The organism is Streptomyces sp. NPDC004609 (genome assembly GCF_042873655.1).
GTDB lineage: Bacteria > Actinomycetota > Actinomycetes > Streptomycetales > Streptomycetaceae > Streptomyces.
In genome coordinates, this window is record NZ_JBIALS010000055.1 from 1 (window position 1) to 23853 (window position 23853).

Consider the following 23853-nt stretch of genomic DNA (forward strand, 5'->3'; position numbering starts at 1 on the left):
ACGGGGTATCAACATATCTGGCGTTGACTTTTGGCACGCTGTTGAGTTCTCAAGGAACGGACGCTTCCATCAGACCCTCATCAGGCCCTCCGGGCTTTTCCCTTCGACATTTCAAACCTTATCAGGCTTTTTCGATCTTCCTGACCATCACTCCGCAAGCACACAGAGGTGTAGACCAGTTAGGATCTCGGCTAGATAGGTCACTGCCGACCCCCGACTCAACGTCGTGTTGGGGCTGGGCAGGGGTACGAGAGTACCGGTCACCCAGAGGCGAGGCAAATCGTTTCCGGTGCGTCTCTAGGTCCGTCAACCGGTAGCTTTCGGGCGGAAACGGGACTTCATCTGACATACGCTTCTGAACGGTGTGCCGTCCGGAACAGGAAGTGACGGCGCAGTAACGAATCTCCACCCCTGGGAGGCTCCATGACCACAGTGACGTCCCCTCTTGCCGGGCGTGCCATCGGACTCGCGGCGGTGCCGGATCCGGTCTTCGCCGGTGCGATGGTCGGTCCCGGTACCGCGATCGATCCCGTGCGTGAGCCGTCCGAGGCCGTCTCCCCCGTGGACGGTGTGATCGTCTCCCTGCACCCGCACGCCTTCGTCGTCGTCGACAGCGACGGTCACGGGGTATTGACACATCTGGGCATCGACACCGTGCAGCTCAACGGCGAGGGCTTCGAGCTGCTCGTCAACAAGGGTGACACCGTCACGCGCGGTCAGGCCGTGGTGCGCTGGAGCCCGTCCGCGGTCGAGGAGGCCGGGAAGTCGCCGATCTGCCCGGTCGTGGCGCTGGAGGCCACCGCCGACTCGCTCTCCGAGCTCCGTGAGGACGGCGATGTGAAGACCGGGGACACCCTCTTCTCCTGGCAGTGATGCCGGAGCCGTGGTGACGGCCAGTTCGACATCCAGCGCGGCGGCACCGGCCGTCGCTCGATCGGAGACGGGTGACATGGAGACAACGCTGCGAGGCGTCGGGGTGAGCCACGGCGTGGCGATCGGCGAGGTTCGGCACATGGGCACGGCGGTGCTGGAACCCCCGGCCAAGCAGAACCCGGCGCAGGAAACGGAGCGCGAGCAGGGGCGTGCCCGGCAGGCGGTGGACGCGGTGGCCGCCGACCTGGTGGCCCGGGGCAATCTGGCCGGCGGTGAGGCGCAGGCCGTGCTGGAGGCCCAGGCCCTGATGGCGCAGGACCCGGAGCTGATGGCGGATGTGGAGCGCCGTATCGCCGTCGGCAGCACCGCCGAGCGTGCGGTGTACGACGCGTTCGCCTCGTACCGGGCGCTGCTGGCGGGGGCGGGTGAGTACCTGGCCGGGCGCGTCGCGGACCTCGACGACGTGCGGAATCGGATCGTCGCGCGCCTGCTCGGGGTGCCGATGCCGGGGGTGCCCGACAGTGATGAGCCGTATGTCCTGATCGCGCGGGATCTCGCGCCGGCCGACACGGCTCTGCTGGATCCGGCGCTGGTGCTGGGCTTTGTGACCGAGGAAGGTGGTCCGACCAGTCACAGCGCGATTCTGGCGCGGGCGCTCGGGGTGCCGGCCGTGGTGGCGCTGCCAGGTGCCGGTGAGCTGGCCGAGGGGACGCTGATCGCGGTCGACGGCAGCACCGGTGAGATCTTCGTCGAGCCGAGTGCCGGGAAGCGGGCGGAGCTGGAGAGCACGGCGGCGCGGCGCAAGGCGGCGCTGGCGGCATCGAGTGGCCCGGGGGCGACGTCGGACGGGCACAAGGTGCCGCTGCTCGCCAATATCGGCGGTCCCGGTGATGTGCCGGCGGCGGTGGAGGCCGGTGCCGAAGGTGTCGGGTTGTTCCGTACGGAGTTCCTGTTCCTGGACGACAGCAAGCAGGCGCCGTCGGTGGAGAAGCAGGTCGAGGCGTACCGCCAGGTGCTGGAGGCGTTCCCCGAGGGCCGGGTGGTCGTGCGGGTGCTGGACGCGGGCGCGGACAAGCCGCTCGACTTCCTGACCCCGGCCGATGAGCCCAATCCGGCGCTGGGGGTACGTGGGCTGCGGAGTCTGCTGGATCACCCGGAGGTGCTGAGGACTCAGCTGACCGCTCTGGCGAAGGCGGCCGAGGGGCTGCCGGTGTATCTGGACGTCATGGCGCCGATGGTGGCGGACCGTACCGACGCCAGGGCGTTCGCGGACGCGTGCCGGGAGGCCGGGCTGCGGGCGAAGTTCGGCGCGATGGTGGAGATTCCGTCCGCCGCTCTGCGGGCGCGCTCGATTCTCCAGGAAGTCGAGTTCCTCTCGCTCGGTACCAACGATCTGGCGCAGTACACCTTCGCCGCCGACCGGCAGGTGGGGGCGGTCGCCAGGCTCCAGGATCCCTGGCAGCCCGCGCTGCTCGACCTGGTCGCATTGTCGGCGGAGGCCGCGAAGGCCGAGGGCAAGAGCTGCGGTGTCTGTGGTGAGGCGGCCTCCGATCCGCTGCTGGCCTGTGTGCTCGCCGGTCTCGGTGTCACCTCCTTGTCGATGGGTGCCGCGTCGATTCCTTATGTGCGGGCGACGCTGGCGAAGTACACGCTGGCCCAGTGCGAGCGGGCGGCGGCCGCGGCGCGTGCCGTGGACACCGCCGAGGAGGCCCGGGTCGCCGCGCGGGCGGTGCTGTCCGGTGAGTAGTCACCGCTGAGCGGTTGGCGGGAGGGCCTCGGCGGATGCTGCCGGGGCCCTCTCCCTGTGCCGTTCAGTGGTGGGGGTCGGGGTCGTCGGTGGTGAGGGTGAAGCCCGCGCGGTACTCGACGCCGGGCTCGGGCGAGAGCGGTTCGCCGGTGGTGGCGTCGGTGCAGTAGGCGCTGAACACCTCCGCCTCGGTGAGCGGGACGAGGCCGCTTCGGTGCAGTCGCCAGCCGTGCAGGCGGTCCGGTTCGCCGGCCGTGCTGGTGCGCAGGACGACTCCCCCGGGGCTGCCGAGGGCGATGCCGGTGGCGAGGACGGTCACGAACTCGGTGCCCTCGGCCGCTTCGATCCGGGCGGCCGGGGGCACGGAGTCGCCCTCGGCGTGCAGGGCGGCGAGCAGTTGTTCCTCGGGGGCCGCGACGCTGCAGACGAGATGGTGCCGGCCGGGCCCGGCCTGCTCCAGGAGGCGCATCAGGATGTGGGAGGCCCGGTCGAAGGAGGCACGGCCGATGTCCTGGCCGCAGTCCGCGCACGCGCCGACGCCGGCCAGCAGCACGGCCGCGTACTCCCGGGTGGCCTGGCGGACCGCCTTGTCGATCAGCTCGGGAAGCAGCTGATCGAGCGGCTGCCCGGTGTACGCGAGGGCGGTCCCGCTGCCCGCGACGGCCGCGGTGTAGCGGCTGCGGCTGAGCGGTGTGTCGGGGTCGATGCCCTCGTCGGAGCAGTAGGCGGCGAAGTCCTCCGGGTCGAAGAGGGCGACCGTGATGTGCAGGTGGCCGGCCGCGAGGGACTGGAGCAGGGCTTCGATCTGCCGCAGATAGCTCGGGTGGTCGTCGAAGGAGAAGCTGCGGTAGGCGCGCATGGCTTCGAAGTCGTACGCATCGGCCAGGACGCCCACGGTGCCGGGGACTTCCCGGCGCAGGGTGCGCCGGGGCGACGTCCGGTTCCGGGGGCGGCCCGCTGCCCGGCCGCCGGTCTTCCTCCGCCTTCCCCGCACGGGGCGGTTGTCCTGTTCGGCGGGTGTGCTGTCGTACGCCATGATTCCCCCTGCGCTCTGTCGATCAGTGACTACTCACCGTAGCCGTCGCCACTGACAAGCGCCGCGCCGGGGTCCCGTCACCGCTTCCGGGTGCGGGCGAGTTCCTCGTAGAACGCGAGCAGGCCGACGTTGTCGACGGAGCCCGGGTTGACCGCCTTGGTGAGGGCCGTGCCCTGGAGCAGTCGTTTGACGGGGACTTCGAGGCGCTTGCCGGTGAGGGTGTGGGGGACGGCGGGGATCTCGATGATGTCGTCGGGGACATGGCGCGGCGAGAGCTGTTCGCGGATGGTGCGCCTGATCCGGTCGCGCAGCCCTTCGTCGAGTTCCGCGCCGTCGGCGAGCTGGACGAACAGGGGCATCCAGTAGCCGCCGTCCGGTTCCTCCAGGCCGATGACCAGGGACTCCCGGATCTCGGGGAGGCGTTCGACGGCTTCGTAGATGTCGGCCGAGCCCATCCGGACGCCCTGGCGGTTCAGGGTGGAGTCGGAGCGGCCGTGGATGACGACGGAGCCGCGGTCGGTGATGGTGATCCAGTCCCCGTGCCGCCAGACGCCGGGGAACATCTCGAAGTAGCTCTCGCGGTAGCGGCTGCCGTCGGGGTCGTTCCAGAACCGGATCGGCATGGACGGCATGGGGTCGACGACCACGAGCTCGCCGACCTCGCCGATGAGGGCGGTGCCGTCCGGGGCCCAGGCGCGGAGGTTGGTGCCGAGGCACGCGGCCTGGAGTTCGCCGATGTGCACGGGGAGGGTGGGCACCGCCCCGGCGAAGCAGCTGCAGACGTCCGTACCGCCGCTGACGGAGGCGATCCACAGATCGGCGCCGCTGGCGGCGAATTCGTCGTGGAGCCAGCGGAAGCCGTCGGGCGGCAGGGGGGATCCGGTGGTGGCGACGCAGGTCACCCGGGACAGATCGTGGTCGCGGGCGGGGTGGACCCCGGCCTTGCGGCAGGCCATGACATAGGCGGCGGAGGTGCCGAAGAGGGTGGCCCCGGTGCGTTCGGCGATCCGCCACTGGGCGCCGGTGTCGGGGTGGCCCGGGCTGCCGTCGTACAGGACGACCGTGGTGCCGGTGAGCAGTCCGGAGACGAGGAAGTTCCACATCATCCAGCCGGTGGAGGTGTACCAGAAGAACCGGTCGCCGGGGCCGAGGTCGCAGTGCAGTCCGAGCTGTTTGAGGTGTTCCAGCAGGATGCCGCCCTGCGACTGGACGATGGCCTTGGGCAGACCGGTCGTACCGGAGGAGTACAGCACCCAGAGCGGGTGGTCGAAGGGGACCTGCTCGAAGACGGGTTCTGCGGTGCCGGAGACGACGTCGGACCAGTCGAGCGCGCCTTCGGGTGCCTCGGTGCCGAGCAGCGGGACGTGGACGACCGCGCGGAGGGTGGGCAGTTCGCGGCGCAGTTCGGCGACGGTGCCGGTGCGGTCGTGCTCCTTGCCGCCGTAGCGGTAGCCGTCGACGGTGAAGAGGACGACGGGCTCCACCTGCTGGAAGCGGTCGAGGACGCTGCGGGCGCCGAAGTCGGGGGCGCAGGAGGTCCAGACTCCGCCGACGGCCGCGGTGGCGAGGAACGCGGTGACGGCCTCCGGGATGTTGGGCAGATAGCCGCTGACGCGGTCGCCGGGGCGCACACCGAGGGCACGCAGCCGGGCGGCGAGCGCGCCGACCTGTCGGCGCAGCTCGGCCCAGCCGATCGTGGCGGGTTCGTGGGTCTCGTCAACGTGGAGGAGTGCCGGTTCGTCCGGGCGGTCGGCCGCGGCCCGGAGCGCGTGCTCCGCGTAGTTGAGCGTGGCTCCGGGGAACCATCGGGCGCCGGGCATGGCGGGATCGGCCAGCACCTGCTCGTACGGGCTGGAGAAACGGACGTCGAACCACTCGGCGACCGCGCGCCAGAAGGTGCTCAGCTCGTCGACGGACCAGCGGTGCAGCGCCGGGTAGCCGCCGTCGGCGGGGGCGCCGTGGTGTTCGGCGGCCCAGCGCTGGAAGTGGGTGATCCTCGTGGCGGCGATCCGGTCGGCGTCCGGCTGCCACAGAGGGGCAGGGTTCGCGCTTGAGTTCACTGCGGTCACGGTGCGGCTCCCGGGATGGTTCTGCCGGCCCCTGCCGGCCTGACCGGGTCCGGCGGGGCGCTGCGGGTGGTGTGTGCGTCGCGCGCGGGGGATGTGCGCGGGACGGGGACTGACGGGGAAGGCGGACGGGGTCGGTACGGGGAAAGGATCGGCCGACGCGGGCTGACACGGGCTGACACGGACGATGCCATGTGATCGTCTTTCGCACCAGAGCACTCCGCGGGCGGCCCGAGTCGGCCATATCTCGGCTCACAGTGGGTGAACGGGAGTTGAACGCATCCCGTGCGCCCCCGGCCGGGTGGCAGGCTGAGCTGCATGGACCGTCGTGAGCTGGTGCGCTCGGTGAGGAACCTCGCAACGCGGCAGGGGCTGCGCGCGGCCCGTTCGGCGTGGCGGGGGCGGCGTACGGACGCCTGGGGGCTGCCGGCGCGGGGCGGGGAACGTGCGCGGGTGCCGGGCCCGGTGGCCGGGGCGGAGCCGCTTCCCGGGGGCGGTGTGGTCCGGTTCGACCGTTCCGAGCTGCGGATCTGCGTCGTGACGGGCGGCGCGGTGTTCTGGGGCTGGGACGGTGCCGGGCCCGGTCCGTCGTACGCGGTGCCCGGCGCCCCTCCCGGGCCCGATCCGCGCGCCGAGCTGGAGCCGGACAAGGACGGCGGCTGGCGGGTGGTCTCGGAGCGGGTGACGGTGGAGGTGTCGCGCAACGGCGCGGTCGAGATCCGTACGCCGGGCGGGGTCGTGCTGCGGCGCGATCTGCCGCCGCGCTGGTGGGAGCCGCTGCGGGGCGGTCCCGCGCGGTGGATGCAGCGGACGGAGGTGCCCGCCGACGCGCGGTTCTTCGGTCTGGGCGGCCGGGCGTCGGGGCCACGGCTGCGCGACGGCACGTACCGGCTGTGGAACACCGATCCCAAGGGCTCCTTCGGTCCCGGGGACGATCCGCTGTACATCACCATGCCGGCGCAGCTGGTCGTCGCCGACGCGGGCACGCATCTGGCCTTCCACGACAACTCGTGGGAGGGCCGGGTGACGCTGCGGGAAGGCGAGGAGGGCAATGGGTCCGGGCACGACCGGCCCGGCACCAGCGAGCTGCGCATGGAGGGCGGACCACTGCGCTGCTGGGTGATCGTGGGCACGCCCGCGCGGGTGCTGGCCCGCTGGTCCCGGCTGACGGGTCCGGCGGCGGTACCGCCGTCCTGGGCGCTGGGGCCGCAGCACGCCCGCTGGGGATTCGGCAGCGAGGAGGAAGTGCGGCGGGTGGTCGCGGGCTACCGGGAACGGGGTCTTCCGCTGTCGGCCGTCCATCTGGACATCGACCACTTCGACGCGCATCAGGTCTTCACCGTCGACCGGGAGCGGTTCCCGGATCTTCCGGGGCTGGCGAAGGATCTGCGCGCCGACGGCGTACGGCTGGTCTCGATCGTCGATCCGGCGGTGAAGGCGGACCCCGGCAACACGGTGTACGCGGCCGGGCGCCGGGCCGGCGCCTTCGTCCGGGACGGGCGTGGCCGGGAGGTGCGCGGTGAGGTCTGGCCGGGCGAGTGCGCCTATCCGGACTTCACGGATCCGGGGGTGCGGCGCTGGTGGGGGGAGCTGTACGGAGAGCGGCTGGCGCAGGGGTTCTCGGGGGTGTGGCACGACATGAACGAGCCGGTGTCGTTCGCGCCGTTCGGTGACATGACGCTGCCCCGGTCCGCCCGGCACGCCCTGGAGGGGCGGGGAGGCGATCACCGTGAGGCCCACAACGTGTACGCCCTCGCGATGGCGCGCGCCGGGTTCCAGGGCTTGCGGCGGCTGCGGCCCGACGAGCGGCCGTTCCTCTTCTCCCGCTCGGGTTGGGCGGGGATGCAGCGGTACGGAGGCACCTGGTCCGGGGATGTGTCCACGGGCTGGCCGGGGCTGCGGGCGTCGCTGGCGCTGGCGCTGGGGCTCGGACTGTGCGGGGTGCCGTACTCGGGTCCCGACGTGGGCGGTTTCGACGGCAGTCCGTCGCCGGAGCTGTATCTGCGCTGGTTCCAGCTGGGGGCGTATCTGCCGCTGTTCCGTACGCACGCGGCGATCGGCGCGGGGCGCAGGGAGCCGTGGGAGTTCGGGCCGGCGGTCCTGGAGCACGCGCGGGCGGCGCTCGCCGCCCGGGAGCGGCTGCTGCCGTACTGGGTGACGCTGGCCCATCTGGCGCGGCTGACGGGTGCGCCGTACGTCCGGCCGGTGTGGTGGTCGGCTCCCCGGGACCGGGGGCTGCGGGACTGCGAGGACGCGTTCTTGCTGGGTGACGCGCTGCTGGTGGCGCCGGTGCTGGAGCCGGGCGGGGTCCGGCGCTCGGTGCGGCTGCCGCGCGGCCGCTGGTACGACACGGCCACGGGTGAGGCGTACGACGGGCCGGGGCGGGTGACGGTGGCGGCGCCGCTGTCGCGGGTGCCGGTGCTGGCGCGCGGGGGGTCGGTGATCCCGGTGCGGGGTGCGGACGGCGGACTGGAGCTGGAAGTCTGGGCTCCGGTCGCGGGGCGCAAGGGCGGCGGGCTGGTGGTTCCCGACAGCGGCGACGGGTGGGCACGGCCGGAGGTCGAGCGGTACACGAGCCGGGTGGTGGACGGGCGCGTGGTGGTGCGACGGGTCAGGGGCGAGAGGTCCGGCCCGGCGAGGCGGCGGGTGCGGGTGCGGGGTCTGGACGAGCAGGGCTAGGGCGTGTATCGAAAGTCCCGCCTGGCCTGCGACGCCCAGCACGCACACTCGCTGCGTTGTCGGAATCGCCCAAGTACGTCCAGTACGAGGGCGACCCTCCGCCTTGCGATTGCACGCACCGGACGCCGCAGGCCCCGCCCTCCGGGCGGACGGCGCTACTTTCGATACACGCCCTAGTGCGGGGCCGCAGGCCGGGGCGGCCTCGCGGACCGCGTCAGCCGTAGTGGCCCTCGAACCAGTTGCGCACGGCGGTGGTGTGCAGCGGGAACGCCAGTTCCGCGGGCGCGTGGAGCAGATGCCGGTCCGTGGTCTCGTCCGTCGGGGCCGACGGCGGCAGGTCCGCGGCCGGCCGTTCGGGGAGGAGGCCGAAGACCAGGAGGTGGCCGCCGGAGGCGCTGAGGGCGTCCGCGAGACGGACATCCGCCTGATCGGCCTCGATTCCGGTCTCCTCCCGGAGCTCGCGTACGACCGCGTGCCGCCAGTCCTCGCCGAAGTCGATGAAGCCGCCGGGCAGCGCGACCCGGCCCGCGCGGGGCTCGATCGCGCGGGTGATGACGACGAGTCCCGTGCCCCGGTCGTCGTACGCGGGCTGGAGCGCGACGGCGACCGGCAGCGGATTGCGGTACGCGGTGTCCCCGCAGGCCGGACAGGTCCGGGGCCAGCCGGACACGGAGCCGTACGGTGCCCCGCAGTTTCCGCAGTAGGAGTTCCCGGTCACGCGCGGACTGTATCCGATCGGCTCCGCCCCGCGGGCGGAATCGGTCTCCCCGGTCCGGCGTCGCGGGTGTCCGCCGGTCCCTGGTCCCTTGCCAGTGCGCGGAGTTACGGTGCCGGGCATGGAGCGGACCTTTGAGACGTACGAGGAGTTCTGGCCCTACTACGTCGCCATGCACTCCAGGGCGGCGACCCGGTGGGTCCATCTGACGGGGACGCTGACCGGGCTCGCGGTCGGCGCCTACGGGCTGGCGCACGGGCGGAAACGATACCTCGCGGCGCTGCCGCTGATCGGGTACGGGACGGCCTGGCCCGCGCATTTTTTCATCGAGGGGAACAACCCCGCGACCTTCGGCCATCCGGTGTGGTCGCTGCGCGGTGACGCCCGGATGATCCGGATGATGCTGGCGGGGCGGGACGCGGAACTGGCGGAGACCGCCGCCACGTGGCTCGCGGAGAACGGCTGAACCGTGGCACACTTCTGACGTTCCGTCAGATCTGGGCCCGGGGAGGACTCGTGACGCGCACACCCGTGGTGGCCGGCTGGTTCACGCACGACGGCGAGGAGGAGGACTTCCGGCTGCTCGGTACGCGCTGTACGGCGTGTTCCTCGGTCTTCTTCCCGCCCGAGCACTCGTTCTGCCGCAATCCCGCCTGTTCGAGCGGTGAGTTGGCCGAGGTCGCGCTCTCCCGGCGGGGGCGGGTGTGGTCGTACACCGACGGCCGCTACCGCCCGCCCGCGCCCTATGTCTCCGACCCCGGCACGGAGTGGGAGCCGTACACCCTGGTCGCCGTCGAGCTGGCCGCCGAGCGGATGGTGGTGCTGGGACAGGCGGCGCCCGGGGTGTCCGTGGCGGATCTCGCGGTCGGCATGGAGGTCGAGGTCGTGCCCGGGGTGCTCGCCGGGACCGAGGGGGCCGGGGAAAGCGGCGGACCCGGCGGAAACGGTGAAGACAGCAGAAGCAGCGGGAACGACGGGGCCGGCGGGGAGAGCGCCGCGCGCTGGACGACCTGGCACTGGCGGCCGGTGGGGGCGGACCGATGAGCCGTACACCTGGTGATGTCGCGGTCCTCGGGGCCGGAATGCACCCCTGGGGCAAGTGGGGCCACAGCTTCGTCCGCTACGGCACGATCGCCGCGAGGGCCGCCCTCGACGATGCCGGACTCGACTGGCGGCGGGTGGACTCCGTGGTCGGCGCCGACACCGTGCGCGGGGGGTATCCCGGATATGTGGCCGGGGCGACGTTCGCCAGGGCACTGGGCTGGCAGGGCGCGCGCGTCACCAGTGTGTACGCGGCCTGTGCCTCGGGGGCCCAGGCGATCGGCACCGCTCGTGCCCAGATCCTGGCGGGCCTCGCCGATGTGGCGCTGGTGGTGGGCGCGGACGCGGCGCCCAAGGGCTTCTTCGCCCCCGCGGGCGGGGACCGTCCCGACGACCCCGACTGGCTGCGCTTCCGGATGCTCGGCGCGACCAACCCCGCCTACTTCGGCCTCTACGCCCGCCGCCGGATGGCCGTGTACGGGGACACCCCCGACGACTTCGCCCTCGTCAAGGTGAAGAACGCGGCGGCCGGTGCCCTCAACCCCCGTGCCCGCTACCGCCGGACCGTCACCGCCGAGGACGTCGCCGCCTCCGCGGTGGTCGCCGATCCGCTGCGGCTGCTCGACATCTGCGCCACCTCCGACGGAGCGGCGGCGCTGGTGCTCTCCAGCATGGAGTTCGCGCGCCGGCACGGGGCGGCCGACCCGGTGCGTATCCGCGCCGTCTCGACCGTCACACCCGACTATCCGAGGACCGTCCTCGATCTGCCGGACATCGCGACGGACTCGGCGGTCGCAGTGGACCCGTCCCCGCTCCCCTTCCGGACCTCGATCGCCCGTGCCGCGTACGAGGAGGCGGGCGTCGGGCCCGGGGATCTCTCGCTCGCCGAGGTGTACGACCTGTCCACCGCCCTGGAACTGGAGTGGTACGAGGACCTCGGGCTCTGCCCGGCCGGGGAGGGCGCGAAGCTCGTACGGGAGGGGGCGACCGCGCTCGGCGGACGGATCCCCGTGAACCCGAGCGGCGGGCTCGCGTCCTTCGGGGAGGCCGTGCCCGCCCAGGCCATCGCCCAGGTCTGCGAACTGACCTGGCAGCTGCGGGGCGCGGCCGGGGACCGCCAGGTGCCCGGGGCGCGGGTCGGGATCACCGCCAACCAGGGCCTGTTCGGGCACGGATCGGCGGTCGTCGCCGTGCGCTGAGCGCGCGGGGACGGCCGGGTTCTCGACCGTCCCGGGTCCCCGCTCCCCCCGGCGGTCCCCCACGCCCGGTGAACACTCCCCCGTCGTCGGCGCCGTGGCTTCCGCCGCGGGGCCGCCCGGCTTCGGCACGCTCAGCGGGACGGCGCGGCCGTCGCCCGCCCCGGCTCCCGTAACCCCGGGCCCGTCCCGGCAGGCCACGGCGCACGCGGCCAGGAACGCAGGCGGCTCAATCGCGCGCGCCCGGAGCGGCGGACGGGCCCGACCGGTGCCCGTCCGTCACAGGCGCGCGGCCCGTACCCCGGTCGTCGGGGGTACGGGCCGTGTCCGGCGTCCCGTCAGGTGGTGGCGTGCTGCCGCTGGGCGTCCACGCGGGCGAGCGCGTGCTCCACGACGGCCACCAGCACCATCTTCACCGACTCGCGATCGCGCGCGTCGCACATCATCAGCGGGACCTCGGAGTCGAGGTCGAGCGCGGCCCGGACGGACTCGACGGGGAAGCGGCCCGCCCCCTCGAAGCAGTTGACGGCGACCGTGAACGGGATGTCCCGGCGCTCGAAGTAGTCGACGGCCGCGAAGGAGTCCTCCAGGCGGCGGGTGTCCGCCAGGACCACCGCGCCCAGCGCGCCCTGGGCCAGTTCGTCCCAGAGGAACCAGAAACGGTCCTGCCCGGGGGTGCCGAAGAGATAGAGCACCAGGTCCTCGCGGAGCGTGATGCGCCCGAAGTCCATGGCGACGGTGGTGGTCGTCTTGTTCTCGACACCCGAGGTGTCGTCCACGGGACGCCCCACCTCGCTGAGCGTCTCCTCGGTGCGCAGGGGTCTGATCTCGCTCACCGCGCCCACCAGAGTGGTCTTGCCCACGCCGAATCCGCCCGCGACAAGGATCTTCAGTGTCACGGGCTCGACTGGCTTCCGACTGCTAGAGCGCCCGAAGACCATTGATCACCTCGCGGAGAATGCTCACATCCGGCAGTTCGGCCGGCGGAACGGGTCGGGTTACATGGACCAGCGCGTCCTCGACGAGATCGCCGACCAGTACCCGTACCACCCCGACGGGGAGGTTGAGGCCGGCCGCGAGCTCGGCGATCGACTGCGGGGAATCGCCGCAACGCTCGACGATTTCTACGTGCTCGGGAGAGAGCGACTGGTCATGTCCTGGGTGACCGGCCGTGGGTTCCGGCACGACCAGGGCGATCAGGTCGAGCCGGTGCTGGGCCGTGCTGCTCGTACGGCCACGGGTCATCGCGTACGGACGGACCACCGGGCCCGCGTCGGCGTCGAAGAAGTGGTGTCGCTGCTTGAAGCGATGAACCGAGTCACTCATGCCCGGCATCACCCTCCGGGGGCATGACCGGACCGGGGTGCGGTGGAGAGATGGATCCCGACCCTCTTGACCATGAGCGTCATCTCGTACGCGACCTGGCCGACGTCCGAGTCGGCGTCGGAGAGGACGGCCAGGCAGCTGCCGTCGCCGGCCGCGGTGACAAAGAGGAACGCGTCGTCCAGTTCCACCACGGTCTGGCGGACCCTGCCCACCTCGAAGTGGCGGCCGACGCCCTTGGCGAGGCTGTGGAATCCGGAGGCGACGGCGGCGAGGTGCTCACTGTCCTCCCGGGTCAGCTCGCGCGAGGCGCCGGTCGCCAGGCCGTCGCTGGAGAGGACAAGGGCCTTGCGAATACTGCCGACACGGTCGACCAGCTCGTCGAGCAGCCAGTTGAGCTCGCCGGATCCTCGCGTGCTGCCCGGTCGTCCGTCGAGAGCGTTTGCTGCGGCATGCGGTGCGGTCATCGATCGTCCCCCTCCGATGTGGTTCGTGGTGCTGTCCGGCCGGTGCCGGTTCCTGTACCGGTTGACTGGTCGGGGTCAACGGCACCCTGTGCGTTCTGGAGTCGGCCTCGCTGCCAGCCCCGCTGCATGGAAGCCATCCGGTTGCGTACTTCTTCCGCGTCGCGTTCGGGCTCCTGCCCGGTCCCGGCGCCGTCAATCCGGTTCCCGCCGGGGGCCGTCTCCGAGCCGTCCCGGAGCTGGGGGGCGAGGCTGGCCTGGCGGACCCTGCGGGGCAGCCCGCCGATCATCGGCGGCGGGGCGGGCACCGCGTCGGTGCCGGGCGGGGAGTCCGGGGGCGGGGCCGGGTGGGTACGGCCCGGCTCGTCGACCCTGCGTCCGTGGTCGGTCACCAGGGTGGGCGGCTTCTTGCGACGCGGCAGCGGCACGGCTCCGGCCATCCGTTCCGGCGCCGGATCCAGCGCCTGCTGGTGCTGTTCGTCCGGGGCGGGACGGCGACGGTCGCGAGCCCTGGCCCGGAAGATCCCGCCGCGCTCGCTCTCGTTCTCCTCGATGTCGGCGAGCGGATCGGGGCCGCCGAGGGGGCCGGCCGGCGAAACCCGCCCGCCGGCGGCGTTCCGCCCCGGTCCGAGGTGGTCCCGCCTCGACGGGAGGGAATCACGCCCGGAGCCCTGGGAGTCACGCCCCGGGCCCAGGGGATCGCGCCCCGAGCCGAGTGTCTCGGCTCCGCTGAAGCCCAGCGGGTCGACGGGTCCCTCCAGCTCGACCGGTCCGCCGAGGAGCGCGGAACCGTTCAGCCGCCCGGCACCGTGGGAGAGCGCCGTCAGCCTGCCGTCGCCCGCGCGCCGCGCGGCCGGGCTCTCGTTCTTGCGGTCGAGCCGGAAGCCCGTGCCCTCGGTCTCCGGTGCGTCGGTGAGCAGGGTCGCCGGGATGAAGACGACCGCGGTGGTCCCTCCGTACGGGGAGGGCTGCAGCGACACCCGTACGTTCTGGCGCTGCGCGAGGCGGCTGACGACGAACAGACCGAGCCGGTCGGTGTCCGACAGCTCGAACTCGGGGGTTTCGGCGAGGCGGAGGTTGGCGTCGAGGAGGATCTCCGGCGCCATGCCGAGTCCCCGGTCGTGGATTTCGAGGGTGAAGCCGTTGGCCACGCGCTCGCCGTGTACCTGGACGGCGGTGTGCGGCGGTGAGAACACCGTCGCGTTCTCCAGCAGTTCGGCGATGAGGTGGGTGAGGTCGGCGACCGCGGGGCCGCCGACGCCGATCCGCGGGAGCCTGCGCACCTCGACGCGCTCGTAGTCCTCGACCTCGGCGACGGCCGCGCGGACGACGTCCATCAGCTGGATCGGTTTGCGCCACTGGCGGGAGGGGGCGGCTCCGGAGAGGATGACGAGACCCTCGGCGTGCCGGCGCATGCGGGTGGTGAGGTGGTCCAGCCGGAACAGGTCCGCCAGTTCCTCGGTGTCCTCGGTCCTGCGCTCCATCGTGTCGAGGAGGGTGAGCTGGCGGTGGAGCAGGACCTGGTTGCGGCGGGCGAGGTTGACGAAGACCTCGGAGACCCCGCGCCGCATGTCGGCCTGGCGTACGGCGGCTTCGACGGCCGCGCGCTGAAGGGTGTTGAGGGCCTGGCCCGCCTGGCCGATCTCGTCCTTGTCGTACTCCAGGCGCGGTGCCTCGGTCTCGACGTCGATCTGCTCGCCGGCGGCGAGACGGCGCATCACGCTGGGGAGGCGTACGCCGGAGACCTCGTGGGCCTCCTTGCGGAGGCGGGAGAGATCGCGGACCAGCCGGCGGCCGATGCGTACGGAGACGATGATCGAGACGAGGAGGGCGAGGAAGCCCAGGACGCCCGCGACACCGGCCTTGACGAAGACTCCGTACGCGGTGGGGTCGACGCGGTCCTGGTGGCGCTCACCGGCGGCCAGGGCCTCGCGGCGGAGTTCGTCCAGCACGGGGGTGGAGGCCGACTGCCATTCCTGGACGTCGGAGGCGCTCGTCCTGCCGACCGGGCCGCCGGAAATCAGGCGCTCCTCGGCCTCGCGCAGCGGCGCGGTCTCGGGGCCGGCCCAGAACTGCTCGTATATCCCGCGTTCCTTGGCGGGCAGTACTTCGAGGTTGATCTCGTAGTAGAGCTTGCGGTGGGCGACGTGGTCGGAGAGCTCGCGTATCTCCTTGGCGGTGATCTTGCCCGCGGTCAGCGCGGAGGAGATCAGCGCGTCCTCGCGGGAGAGCATCTCCGTCGCGCGGGCGAGACCGACGAGGCCGCGGCCCTGGCGCTCCATGTGGACGTCGCTGGAGGTGTGGAGGGCGTTCAGGAAGCTGAATCCCGGGTCGACGATCTCGTTGTAGAACTCCAGCGCCTTCGCCCGGGAGACAGTGCCCGACTCGACCGAGCGCCGCAGGGTGCCGAGTTCGTCGAACGCGGCCACGAAGGAGTTCAGCCGCTGCCGCCCCTCGGTGTGCATCCTGCCGCCCGCCTCCGCCTTCCGGGCACTCTCCTTGGCCCGGTTGACGGCCTTGTCGGTGGCCGTCCGCGCTTCGCGCAGCTCGGGGAGGGCCTCGGACGATCTGCGGTCGGCGAGATAGACGGCGGTCTGGCGGCGTTCGTGCTGGAGTACGTCGAGTACGTCCGCCGCGGGGTAGCCCACTTCCTCGACCACCGCGCTGACGTCCAGAAGCTCGCCGGCTTCCCGGCCGGTCAGTAAGGTGGCGAAGCCCCAGAGCACGGTCAGGGAGACGAGCGGCACCAACAACAACGCCACGATCTTCCGGCGGATGGACTTCCCGCGAAAGCGCATGGCCTCCCCCTGCTGGACCCGCCGCGTGGGCGGTGTTCCTCCGTCAATAAACGGCGCGAGCCTACTACTGCCGCACAGCCAACTCGAAGGCTCTTCCGGATGTTTTTCGGCCTGGGGCTGATGTGTTGATCACAGGATGTCCCGGTATTCAAGGTGCTGAGATTACCGGCGTGTCGCGGGACAGCCGTGGGTAGGCCGTTCCGTGGTCGGCAGGAGATGGCTGGAATCATTCGTTTCAGGCGGCGATCACGGGAATCTTCGGGACCCCTCATTCGTCTATATGTACGGGGCTGTTGGGTACCTGACGGATCCGCCGGGTTCATCCGAGCTGTCGGCATCGTCCGCATTTCTCAACTGCCTTACGGGGTGGTGCGGTTGTGCCTCATCGAACAGTCGAGCCCTGTGCGGGCTGGAGTAGAACCACGAATTCCGGGCAGCCACCCTGAAGCCGGGACGGACATGGGGGATGTGGGGAGTGACGAAGACCATGGACACGGAGGGGCGTCGGGGCGAGACGCGCTCGACGGCACAGGAGCGCCGTCAGGGGGCGCGCCCGGAGGATGCCGGACGGCTGGGTGGGGCGGCCACGGGTGCCGGTCGCCGGAGCGGGACCGCTGCGGACCGTCGGGGCGAGAGTGCCTCGGAGGATGCCGGACGGCTCGGTGGGGCCCGCTCGGCGGGTGACGAGCGACGCGTCGAGACCCGCTCCGCGGACGCCGGGCGGCCCGGTGACGGACGGCCCGGTGACAAGCCCGATACCGGACGGCCCGGGGGCAGGCGGCCGACAGGTGCCGGGCGGCCCGGTGACGGCAGCGCCACAGGTGACGTGCCCCGCGGTGATACACCCTCGGTGGATGGAGCGCGGGGGTCGCGGCAGCTGTGGGTGGAGGAGCCCGCGGTGAGGCGGCCCATGGCCGATCCCGTCCGCAAGGCGGCGGTCCGCGCGGTCCTCGTCGTCTCGCTGACGCTGATCCAGGCGATGGTCGCCTTCCTCTGCACGCTCGCCGGATCCTGGCTCGCGTTCCCCATGGTCCTCAGCAGTGTCGCCAGCACCGTGGTCGCGACCTGGGCGGTGCTGGACGTCTGGGTGACCCGTCAGGTGTGGCGGCAGCGCCACGGCGTGGTGTCCGAGCCGAGCAGCAGCGCCCGCCGGCTCCGGCGTGAGCACCGCCGCGCGCGGCGTGAGGCGCGCGCTGCCGCCCGCCGGGAAGCGCGGATACGGAGGCGGGAGCCGCGTACCCAGCTCTCGGAGGCCGAGGTCTGAGGGCGTTGGCGGAGCCGACGGGCCGGGGCGACCGGGCCTGGATCGACGTGGCCCTGCCCCCGCTCGTATCCCCGGGGCCCGCTCCGGGCCTCGGTGCGAGAGACCGCGCCGGCGCCGTGGGGTCCGGCCGGGGCTCCTACGCGGGCCGTCGGACGCCGGTGTCCGGCGGTACGGATCCCGCCGCGATACGGCGCCGCCCCGGAGCCCTCGCTCCGGGGCGGCCCACCGCTACCCGGCTCCGGCTGCCCCGGTGTCGTCCGTGCCCGGTCGCGGCGGCGGGGGCACGGAACCGGACGCCTCCGCCGGTGCACGGTCCCCGGGTCCCTCGGGCCCATCCGCCCCCGTCCCTCCCCCGGGCTCCGAATCGTCGTGCGGCTCCGGCCCGTTGCCGGAGGCCGTCCGCCCGCCGGACCCCGCCCGGGGCGGGACGGGACGGGCCTCCGCGGGCTCCGCGGACGCCGGGGCTCGTCTGAACATGCGCGTCGCCGTGATCTCCCCGTGGACCGTCTCGCCCGACGGGTCCGGCTGGGGCAGGCCGGGCCGCAGATGCTCCTCGACGCTGATGTACTTCAGCCCGGCCCGCAGATCGGCGTCGTTGCGCAGCCGGATCACCAGGGGGAACTCGGCGAGCGCGGTGGTGTCGAACAGCCCCGTCGTATAGAGGAGCTGGACGCCGAGCGCGTCGGAGACCGCGCGCTGGAGTTCCAGCAGATAGGTGGCGTTGGCCCGGCCGATCGGGTTGTCGAGGAACAGGGTGCCCGCGTGGCGGTGGCGGTCGCGGCCCCGGTCGTTGCTGCGGAGCGCCGCCATCGTGCAGTACAGGGCGATCGCGGCGGTGAGCAGCTGGCCGCCGGAGAAGACGTCGCCCATCTGCCCGACCGGGACACGCTCCGCGCGCAGTACCGCGTCCGGCTTGAGGATCTCCACGGCGATGCCCTTGGGCTGGAGCGCCGCCTGGACACCCCGCAGCAGCAGGGACATCCCGTCCCGGCGGCCCTCGCCGTACGCCGCGGACGCGTTCTTCCGTACGGCCGCGCGGGTCGCGTCGTCGACGACCTCGCCGAGCCGTTCGGCGAGTGTCGCCTGGTCCGGTTCCTCGAAGCGGATGCGCAGGAACTCCTGCCCGGACCACTCGCCCAGTCCCTCGGGCAGCCGGGAGAGACGCTGGGCCGAGCGCAGGGTCGTCAGCGCCGACTCCACCAGACCGCGCAGCCGGTCGACGATCGTGTCGCGGTTGCGCTCCAGCTGCTCCAGTTCGTCGGTCAGTATCCGCAGCCGGGGCGCGAACGCCTCGGCCCACTTCGCCGCGTGCTCCGGCAGCGCGGCCGCGGGAAGCTCCCGGATCTGCTGGCGCGCGGGGGTGCGGACCTGTTCGTACCGTGTGGAGTTCGCGTGCCGTACGAGGATGTCGGCCGCCTCCCGTACGGCCGACTCGGCGGAGGAGAGGTCGGTGGCGCAGCCGCGCAGGGAGCGGCGGGCCTCGGCGGCGGATCCGCGCGCCTCCGCGAGGCCGCCCGGGTACGGCTCGGGGGCCTCGGTGCCCGTCTCGTCCTCGTCCCGCTGTTCGCGCAGGAGGTCGCGGAGGAGAGCGGCGGTCTCGTCGAAGCCGCCCGCCGCGTCCTCGGCCGCCCGGTGGGCCTGGAGCAGCCGGGTGTGGGCGTCCCGGGCGGTCTCCAGCGCGTCCGTGCGGGCGGCGAGTTCGGCCGTGGCCGTACGCAGCAGGGCCTGGGCCTGCTCGGCGTCGGCGGGCGCCAGGCCGTCGGGGAGGTCGGTGTGGGACTCGCCGTCGGCGGGGGCGAGGCGCTCGGCCTCGCCCCGGAGCCTGCCGAGCCTTTCGCTCGCCTCCGTCGCACGCGACTCCAGCATCTGGACCAGTGACTCCGCGCGGGCGGCCGCCGCCTGACGGGAGGGACCGTCGGCGCCGTCGGTGCCTTCGAGGAGCTGGGCGGCGCGGGTGCGGACCTTGTTGGTGAGCCGGTCCAGTTCGGCGACGGCGGCGCTCTCGTCGCTCTCGGCCCGGGCCTGTTCGGCGCGGAGATCGGCGCCGACGCCCACCTTCTCGTACAGCTGGGACGCCGCGCGATACGCCTCGCGCAGGGCGGGGAGCGCGGTGCGGGGGCCGGACGTGTCCTCGTCCGGGAGGTCCTCGGGGGCGCCGGCGATCTCGGCCCGCTCGGCGCGCAGGGCCCGTGCGGTGCGGCGGGCGTCGTCGCCCGCGCGCTGGGCTGCCCTCCGGTCCTCGTCGGCGGCCTTCGCCCGCTCCAGGAAGGAGGCGGCCCGTGCCTCGGACTCGGCGGCCTCGTCGGCCAGTTCACGCAGCCTGACCTGCCAGCCCGCGCGCTCCCGGAGCCGGAAGGCGAGGCCCGCGAGGGCGTCCGCGGCGCGCCGTGCCCGCTGGGCCGCCTCCTGGCGCTCCTCGCGCACCCGGGCCGCGTCGGCGGCGGCCTCCTCCGCCTCCGCCCGTACGGTGCGGGCCTCGGCCAGCTCGGCCCGGGCCTCCTCGGCTGCCGCGCGGGCGGCGCGTGCCTCACGGTCGAGTTCGGCGAGCGCGCCCGGCGGGCAGTCCGCGCGCCACGACCCGAGGCGGGCGGCGAGGGAGCGGTCGGCGGCGAGCCGGGCCGCGAGCACCCGGATCTCCTCGTCCCGGGCGGTGGCGCGGGCGCGCAGCGCGTGCCGTTCCTCGTCGGCGGCGTGCTCGTCGTGCATGGCCGGGTTCGGCGGTACGAGGAAGACGCCGGCCTCGTCGGCTTCGCCGGTCCCCGGGTCGGGTACGGGGGCGAGCAGCGCGGCGGCGGTGCCGACGGCGACCGCGGAACGGGGCAGCAGGGCGGCCCCGGTGAGGACTTCCCGGGCGCGCAGGTGGGACGCGGGGTCGGTGATCACGACGCCGTCGACCAGCTCCGGGCGCGCGGCGAGCACGGCGGCGTGGTCGGCGGGGTCGACGGCCTGCGCGAGGTAGCGCCAGCCGGGGAGCGCGGGGATGCCGTGCTCCCCCAGGTACTCGACCGTGGCGAGGACGTCGGGGCCCGCGGGCAGCAGTCCTCCGTCGCCGAGCGCGCCGAGGATCCGGGCGTCGTCGGCGGCGGCGGTGCGCAGATCGAAGAGCTGGCGCTCGGCGGCGGCGACGTACTGGTCGAGCAGTTCCCGCAGTTCGTCGGCGTAGCGGTCCACGTCTTCGGCCGAGAGGGGGCCTTCGGGCACCCGGGGGCGCCGGCCGCCCGCGTCGGACGGCGGGGGTCCGGCGTGTGGGGTGGACACGGTGGTGGCGGCGGTGGCCCGGGGCGTGCCCGGCCCGCCGGGCCGGTCGCCGTCGGGTGCGGATGCCGCTGACGAGGCGGCGGGCCCGTCCGCGGGCTCTCCGGCCCGCCGGCCGCTGCCGTGGCCCTGTCCGGGGGCGCGGTCGGGCGGGGCCCCGACGCCCGGGGTGCCACCGGCCACGACGGCGGTCTCCGGACCGGCGCCGTCCGATGGCCCCGATGGCCCCGAGCCGTGACCGGCCTCGGGCTCCCCGGCCCCGGAGACGGGCTTCCCGGCGCTTCCAGCGGCCGTGCGGGCGTCGGCGGCCGGGCCGTCCGCCGCCTCGCGGGCGCCCCCGGCGGCCGTCGCGGGGTCCCGGCGAGGGGGCGGAACGGGGAGCGGGGCCACGGCCGGCGACGGCAGGCTGAGCAGTTCCGCGAGGCGGGTGTCCTCCGCGATCGAGTCCGCCGCCCGGCGCTCGGCCTCGTACGCGTGCTCGGCGGCACGGGCCGCGTCGGCGGCACGGGCGGCGGCCAGTTCGGCGCGCGCCTCGGCGGCGGACGCCTCCTTCGCGCGTTCCGCCGTGGTGCGTCCCGCCTCGCGGGCCGTGTCCCAGGCCGCGACGGCGGTCTTCTCGGCGTCGCTCGCCGCGAGCGCCGCCCTGGCGGGATCGGCGTCCGGTGCGGTGTCGTCGAGCCAGCCGGCCCGTACCGCCTCGGCGGTCTCCTGTTCGACCTCGGTCAGCCGCTGGCGCAGATGACCGATCTCACTGCGGGCGCACTGGGCCTCGGTCGCGGCGGCCGTCGCGTCACGGTGCGCCGCCTCGCCCGCCTCCTGGAGTGCGGCGGACCGCTCCTCCTGCTCATTGGCGGCCCGTTCGCCCTCCTCGGCCGCCGAGTGCAGGGCCCGGACGAGATCGGCCGCGGCCCTCGCGCGGGCGGCGAGCGCCGGGGCGGCGTCGCGTTCGGCCTCGCGGATGGCGGCGGCGACGCGGACGGACCGGTCGGCGGCCGCCCGGTGCCGCAGGACGGCCTCCGCCGCCTGCCACGCGGAGTGCAGCGTACGGGCGTCGGTCAGCTCGCGGCGCTGGGCGGCCGCGCCCTTCTCGGCGGCGGTCAGCGCCAGGGAGGCGTGCCGGTAGGCCAGTTCGGCCGCGATCAGGGAGCTGCGGCCGCGTGCCCGCTCGGCGTCCGTGACGGTGTGGGCGGCGGCCGTGACCTGCCGCGCCAGTTCGGCGGTGCGGCTCCGCTCGTCTTCGGCCCGGGCGGTGAGCCTGCGGGCGAGGGTGCGTGTACGCCGCTCGGCGCCCGCGTGGATCTCCCGGGCGCGGGTACGGGTCTGCGCGGACTCGACGATCCGGTGGAGCAGTTCGACGGAGCCTGCCGTGAAGTCGCGTTCCGCGGTCAGTTCGGCGCGGCGGCCGAGCTTGTTGCCGAAGCTGCCGACGAGGTCGGCGAGGCCGTCGGTGTCGCGGGTGTCGGTGACGGCGCGCAGCAGCAGATCGGTGAAGTCGGAGTCCTTCTTGACCGCGAAGAGTCCCGCGGCCTCGCCCTCGTCGGCGTTCATCTCGCGCTGGTAGCGGAAGAGTTCGGGGTCGAGGCCCAGATCGCCGAGGTGCTCGTTCCAGCGGTCGTGGATCTCCTCCCAGTGGATGTCGAGGTGCGGATACGCCTTGCCGGCCTCGGTGATCGCGTCGCGGAAGCCCTTCATGGTGCGGCGGCGGCCCCGCGCGCCGGAGGCTCCGTCGGCCGGGCGCCGTACGGCGGTGGACTCGGCGACGGGGAGGGAGTCGAGGCTGAGTCCGGGGCCCGGCCGGAACGAGTACCAGGCTTCGGCGAACTTCCTGGGGTCGTTGGAGATCTGGCGCCCGCGCCACTCACTGACCTTGCCGACGACGACGAGTTCGCCGGTGAGGGTGTGCTGCCACTCCAGGGCGACATGTCCGCAGTCGTCGGCGAGCAGGAACTTGCGCAGTACGCCGGAGCTGGCGCCGCCGAGGGTGTTGCGGTGGCCGGGCAGCATCACGGAGAAGATCAGCTTGAGCAGGACGGACTTGCCGCCGCCGTTCTCCAGGAAGAGGACGCCCGCGGGGGCGGGGCGGCGCGGCGGGCCGGTCGGCTCCTCCTCGAAGAACTCCGCCTGCGCGGGCGCGGGGTGGGGCACCGGCTCGCCGACCCCACGCAGATCCAGCACGGTGTCGGCGTAGCGCGCACCGGCGGGACCGATGGAGTAGAGGCGGACACGGGACAGCTCGTACATGGCGGCGGACTCTCGTCGTCGGCGGGTCGGACGGGGACGGGACCGCGGGGTTCGCGGATCGTGCGGGGCGGTGGATCGTGCTGATCGTGAGTCGGTCGGGTCGGTCGGGGCTGATACGGCGGACGGGCGGGTGGGTGGGGGGCTTGCGAGTTCCGGTGGTGATCCGTTGTGTCCCGCGGTTGTCCGGGGCCGGGGCGGTGGACCCGGGGGCGGGCCGTGCGGGGAGGCCCGGGATCAGGCGTGGAAGGGCAGTCCCGCGTCGGCCGCGAGTTCGAGGTCGTCCGCGTCGGGTGGCGGCAGCAGGGTGGCGCTGCCGTCGGTGACCGGTACGACGCCGAGTTCGAGCAGCTCGGCCATGGCGGCGCTGCCCGCCATGTCGCGCACCTGGAGCTGGTAGCGGGCGGTGGTGCGGTACGCGCCTCCGGCGTCGTCGCCGGTCCGCTGGAGGAATCCGGAGTCCGTGAGGAAGGCGACGGCCTTGCCGACGATCCCGGTCGTGGAACCGGCGAGCCGACGGGCGTCCTTGGTGGCTCCGGTGGCACTCCGTCTGGCGTAGATCCGCCAGGCGGCCTCCAGGCCCGGGGCGTCGGTGGCGGGATCCGTGTTCTCGCCCTGGACTCCGGCGCGCTCCTCAAGGCGGTGGCAGGCCTGGCGTACGAACGCGTCCACGCCGTTGACGGTGATGCGCCCGATGTACGCGTCGTCCGCCAGGTCCTCCGGGCGGGGGAACGCCATGGCGGCGACCGCGAGATGGGCCAGGCCGTGGAGGAAGCGGTCCGCGGAGTCGGGGGAGGCACGGCGGGCGTAGTCCCCCATGCGGACGGCGAAGACGGAGTCCTCTCCCGCGGTGATGGCCATGCCCGCGCGGGCGGACACCTCCAGGACGACGAGCCCGAGCCCGGTGGCGATGGCGTCGGCGATCCGGGCGAACGCGGCGTCCTCGCGGTAGCGGCGCAGCAGTTCGGTGTACTCGGCGTCGCGTGCGGGGACCAGTTTGGGCTGGAGCCCGAAGGAGACGAGCCGTGCGGCGTCGGCCGCGTCGGCGGGCGTGACGGCGGCGGGGGCGGGTGCCGTCTGCTCCTGGGCGTCCGCGCTCCGCCACGGGTCGGTCGCGGCGGCGTGGAGGTGGTCACTCATCGGGGCTCCTCGGGGCGG

At 73.5% G+C, this 23853-nt stretch carries 16 protein-coding genes; 7 read left to right on the forward strand and 9 right to left on the reverse strand.

The annotated features are described in order from the left end of the window. The first annotated feature begins 423 nt into the window (after positions 1-423). Both ACFYT4_RS33675 and ptsP read left to right on the forward strand, forming a co-directional pair. Complete coding sequence (locus ACFYT4_RS33675; RefSeq protein ID WP_389277894.1) at positions 424-873, forward strand: PTS glucose transporter subunit IIA; 450 nt, start codon at positions 424-426, stop codon at positions 871-873. A 76-nt stretch (positions 874-949) separates the two neighbouring features. Then, a complete protein-coding gene (ptsP, locus tag ACFYT4_RS33680; RefSeq protein ID WP_389277897.1) occupies positions 950-2620 on the forward strand; it encodes a phosphoenolpyruvate--protein phosphotransferase in 1671 nt (556 codons plus the stop codon). Positions 2621-2684: 64 nt separating this feature from the next. Here the strand turns inward: ptsP and ACFYT4_RS33685 are convergent, their stop codons facing one another. Both ACFYT4_RS33685 and ACFYT4_RS33690 read right to left on the reverse strand, forming a co-directional pair. Beyond that, positions 2685-3656: a hypothetical protein gene (locus tag ACFYT4_RS33685; RefSeq protein ID WP_389277900.1), complete on the reverse strand. Its 972-nt coding sequence runs from the start codon at positions 3654-3656 to the stop codon at positions 2685-2687. 77 nt (positions 3657-3733) lie between these two features. Continuing rightward, positions 3734-5716: an acetoacetate--CoA ligase gene (locus ACFYT4_RS33690; RefSeq protein ID WP_389277903.1), complete on the reverse strand. Its 1983-nt coding sequence runs from the start codon at positions 5714-5716 to the stop codon at positions 3734-3736. Between the two features lie 324 nt (positions 5717-6040). Here ACFYT4_RS33690 and ACFYT4_RS33695 point away from each other — a divergent pair, with 324 nt between their 5' ends. Continuing rightward, positions 6041-8401, forward strand: a complete 2361-nt coding sequence (locus ACFYT4_RS33695) for a glycoside hydrolase family 31 protein (RefSeq protein WP_389277906.1) — start codon at positions 6041-6043, stop codon at positions 8399-8401. 214 nt (positions 8402-8615) lie between these two features. On the opposite strand, the gene ACFYT4_RS33700 is transcribed toward ACFYT4_RS33695, so the two are convergent. Continuing rightward, positions 8616-9119 (reverse strand): NUDIX domain-containing protein, encoded by a 504-nt coding sequence (locus ACFYT4_RS33700; protein ID WP_389277909.1) that lies wholly within the window; start codon positions 9117-9119, stop codon positions 8616-8618. A 118-nt stretch (positions 9120-9237) separates the two neighbouring features. On the opposite strand from ACFYT4_RS33700, the gene ACFYT4_RS33705 reads away from it, so the two are divergent. From ACFYT4_RS33705 to ACFYT4_RS33715, 3 genes are read left to right on the forward strand one after another with little or no spacing between them, the layout of a single operon-like run. Next, positions 9238-9582 carry an Mpo1-like protein gene (locus ACFYT4_RS33705; protein WP_389277912.1) on the forward strand — a complete coding sequence of 115 codons (345 nt, stop codon included), beginning with the start codon at positions 9238-9240 and terminating at the stop codon, positions 9580-9582. A gap of 50 nt (positions 9583-9632) precedes the next feature. After that, on the forward strand, positions 9633-10160 hold the full coding sequence (locus tag ACFYT4_RS33710) for a Zn-ribbon domain-containing OB-fold protein (protein WP_389277915.1): 528 nt from the start codon (positions 9633-9635) through the stop codon (positions 10158-10160). Continuing rightward, the gene (locus tag ACFYT4_RS33715; protein WP_389277918.1) at positions 10157-11356 is read left to right on the forward strand and encodes a lipid-transfer protein; all 1200 of its coding nucleotides are present in this window, start codon (positions 10157-10159) and stop codon (positions 11354-11356) included. The genes ACFYT4_RS33710 and ACFYT4_RS33715 overlap by 4 nt, the downstream gene beginning before the upstream one ends. Positions 11357-11691: 335 nt before the next feature. Here ACFYT4_RS33715 and ACFYT4_RS33720 read toward each other — a convergent pair whose 3' ends face one another. Genes ACFYT4_RS33720 through ACFYT4_RS33735 form a run of 4 tightly spaced genes read right to left on the reverse strand, consistent with a single transcriptional unit; the run spans position 11692 to position 15938 of the window. Beyond that, positions 11692-12294 (reverse strand): ATP/GTP-binding protein, encoded by a 603-nt coding sequence (locus ACFYT4_RS33720; protein ID WP_389277921.1) that lies wholly within the window; start codon positions 12292-12294, stop codon positions 11692-11694. Beyond that, positions 12275-12679, reverse strand: coding sequence for a DUF742 domain-containing protein (locus ACFYT4_RS33725; RefSeq protein ID WP_389277923.1), 405 nt, complete (start codon positions 12677-12679; stop codon positions 12275-12277). Before ACFYT4_RS33725 ends, ACFYT4_RS33720 begins: the two co-directional genes overlap by 20 nt. 8 nt (positions 12680-12687) lie before the next feature. Then, positions 12688-13143, reverse strand: coding sequence for a roadblock/LC7 domain-containing protein (locus tag ACFYT4_RS33730; RefSeq protein WP_389277926.1), 456 nt, complete (start codon positions 13141-13143; stop codon positions 12688-12690). Then, positions 13140-15938 carry a nitrate- and nitrite sensing domain-containing protein gene (locus ACFYT4_RS33735; protein WP_389277929.1) on the reverse strand — a complete coding sequence of 933 codons (2799 nt, stop codon included), beginning with the start codon at positions 15936-15938 and terminating at the stop codon, positions 13140-13142. Before ACFYT4_RS33735 ends, ACFYT4_RS33730 begins: the two co-directional genes overlap by 4 nt. Before the next feature lie 826 nt (positions 15939-16764). Here ACFYT4_RS33735 and ACFYT4_RS33740 point away from each other — a divergent pair. Then, positions 16765-17202 carry a hypothetical protein gene (locus tag ACFYT4_RS33740; RefSeq protein ID WP_389277932.1) on the forward strand — a complete coding sequence of 146 codons (438 nt, stop codon included), beginning with the start codon at positions 16765-16767 and terminating at the stop codon, positions 17200-17202. A gap of 228 nt (positions 17203-17430) precedes the next feature. Here the strand turns inward: ACFYT4_RS33740 and ACFYT4_RS33745 are convergent, their stop codons facing one another. Together ACFYT4_RS33745 and ACFYT4_RS33750 are read right to left on the reverse strand one after the other, a co-directional pair. After that, on the reverse strand, positions 17431-22698 hold the full coding sequence (locus ACFYT4_RS33745) for a hypothetical protein (protein WP_389277935.1): 5268 nt from the start codon (positions 22696-22698) through the stop codon (positions 17431-17433). Positions 22699-22932: 234 nt separating this feature from the next. Further along, positions 22933-23835 carry a hypothetical protein gene (locus tag ACFYT4_RS33750; protein WP_389277938.1) on the reverse strand — a complete coding sequence of 301 codons (903 nt, stop codon included), beginning with the start codon at positions 23833-23835 and terminating at the stop codon, positions 22933-22935. Between the last annotated feature and the right edge of the window lie 18 nt (positions 23836-23853).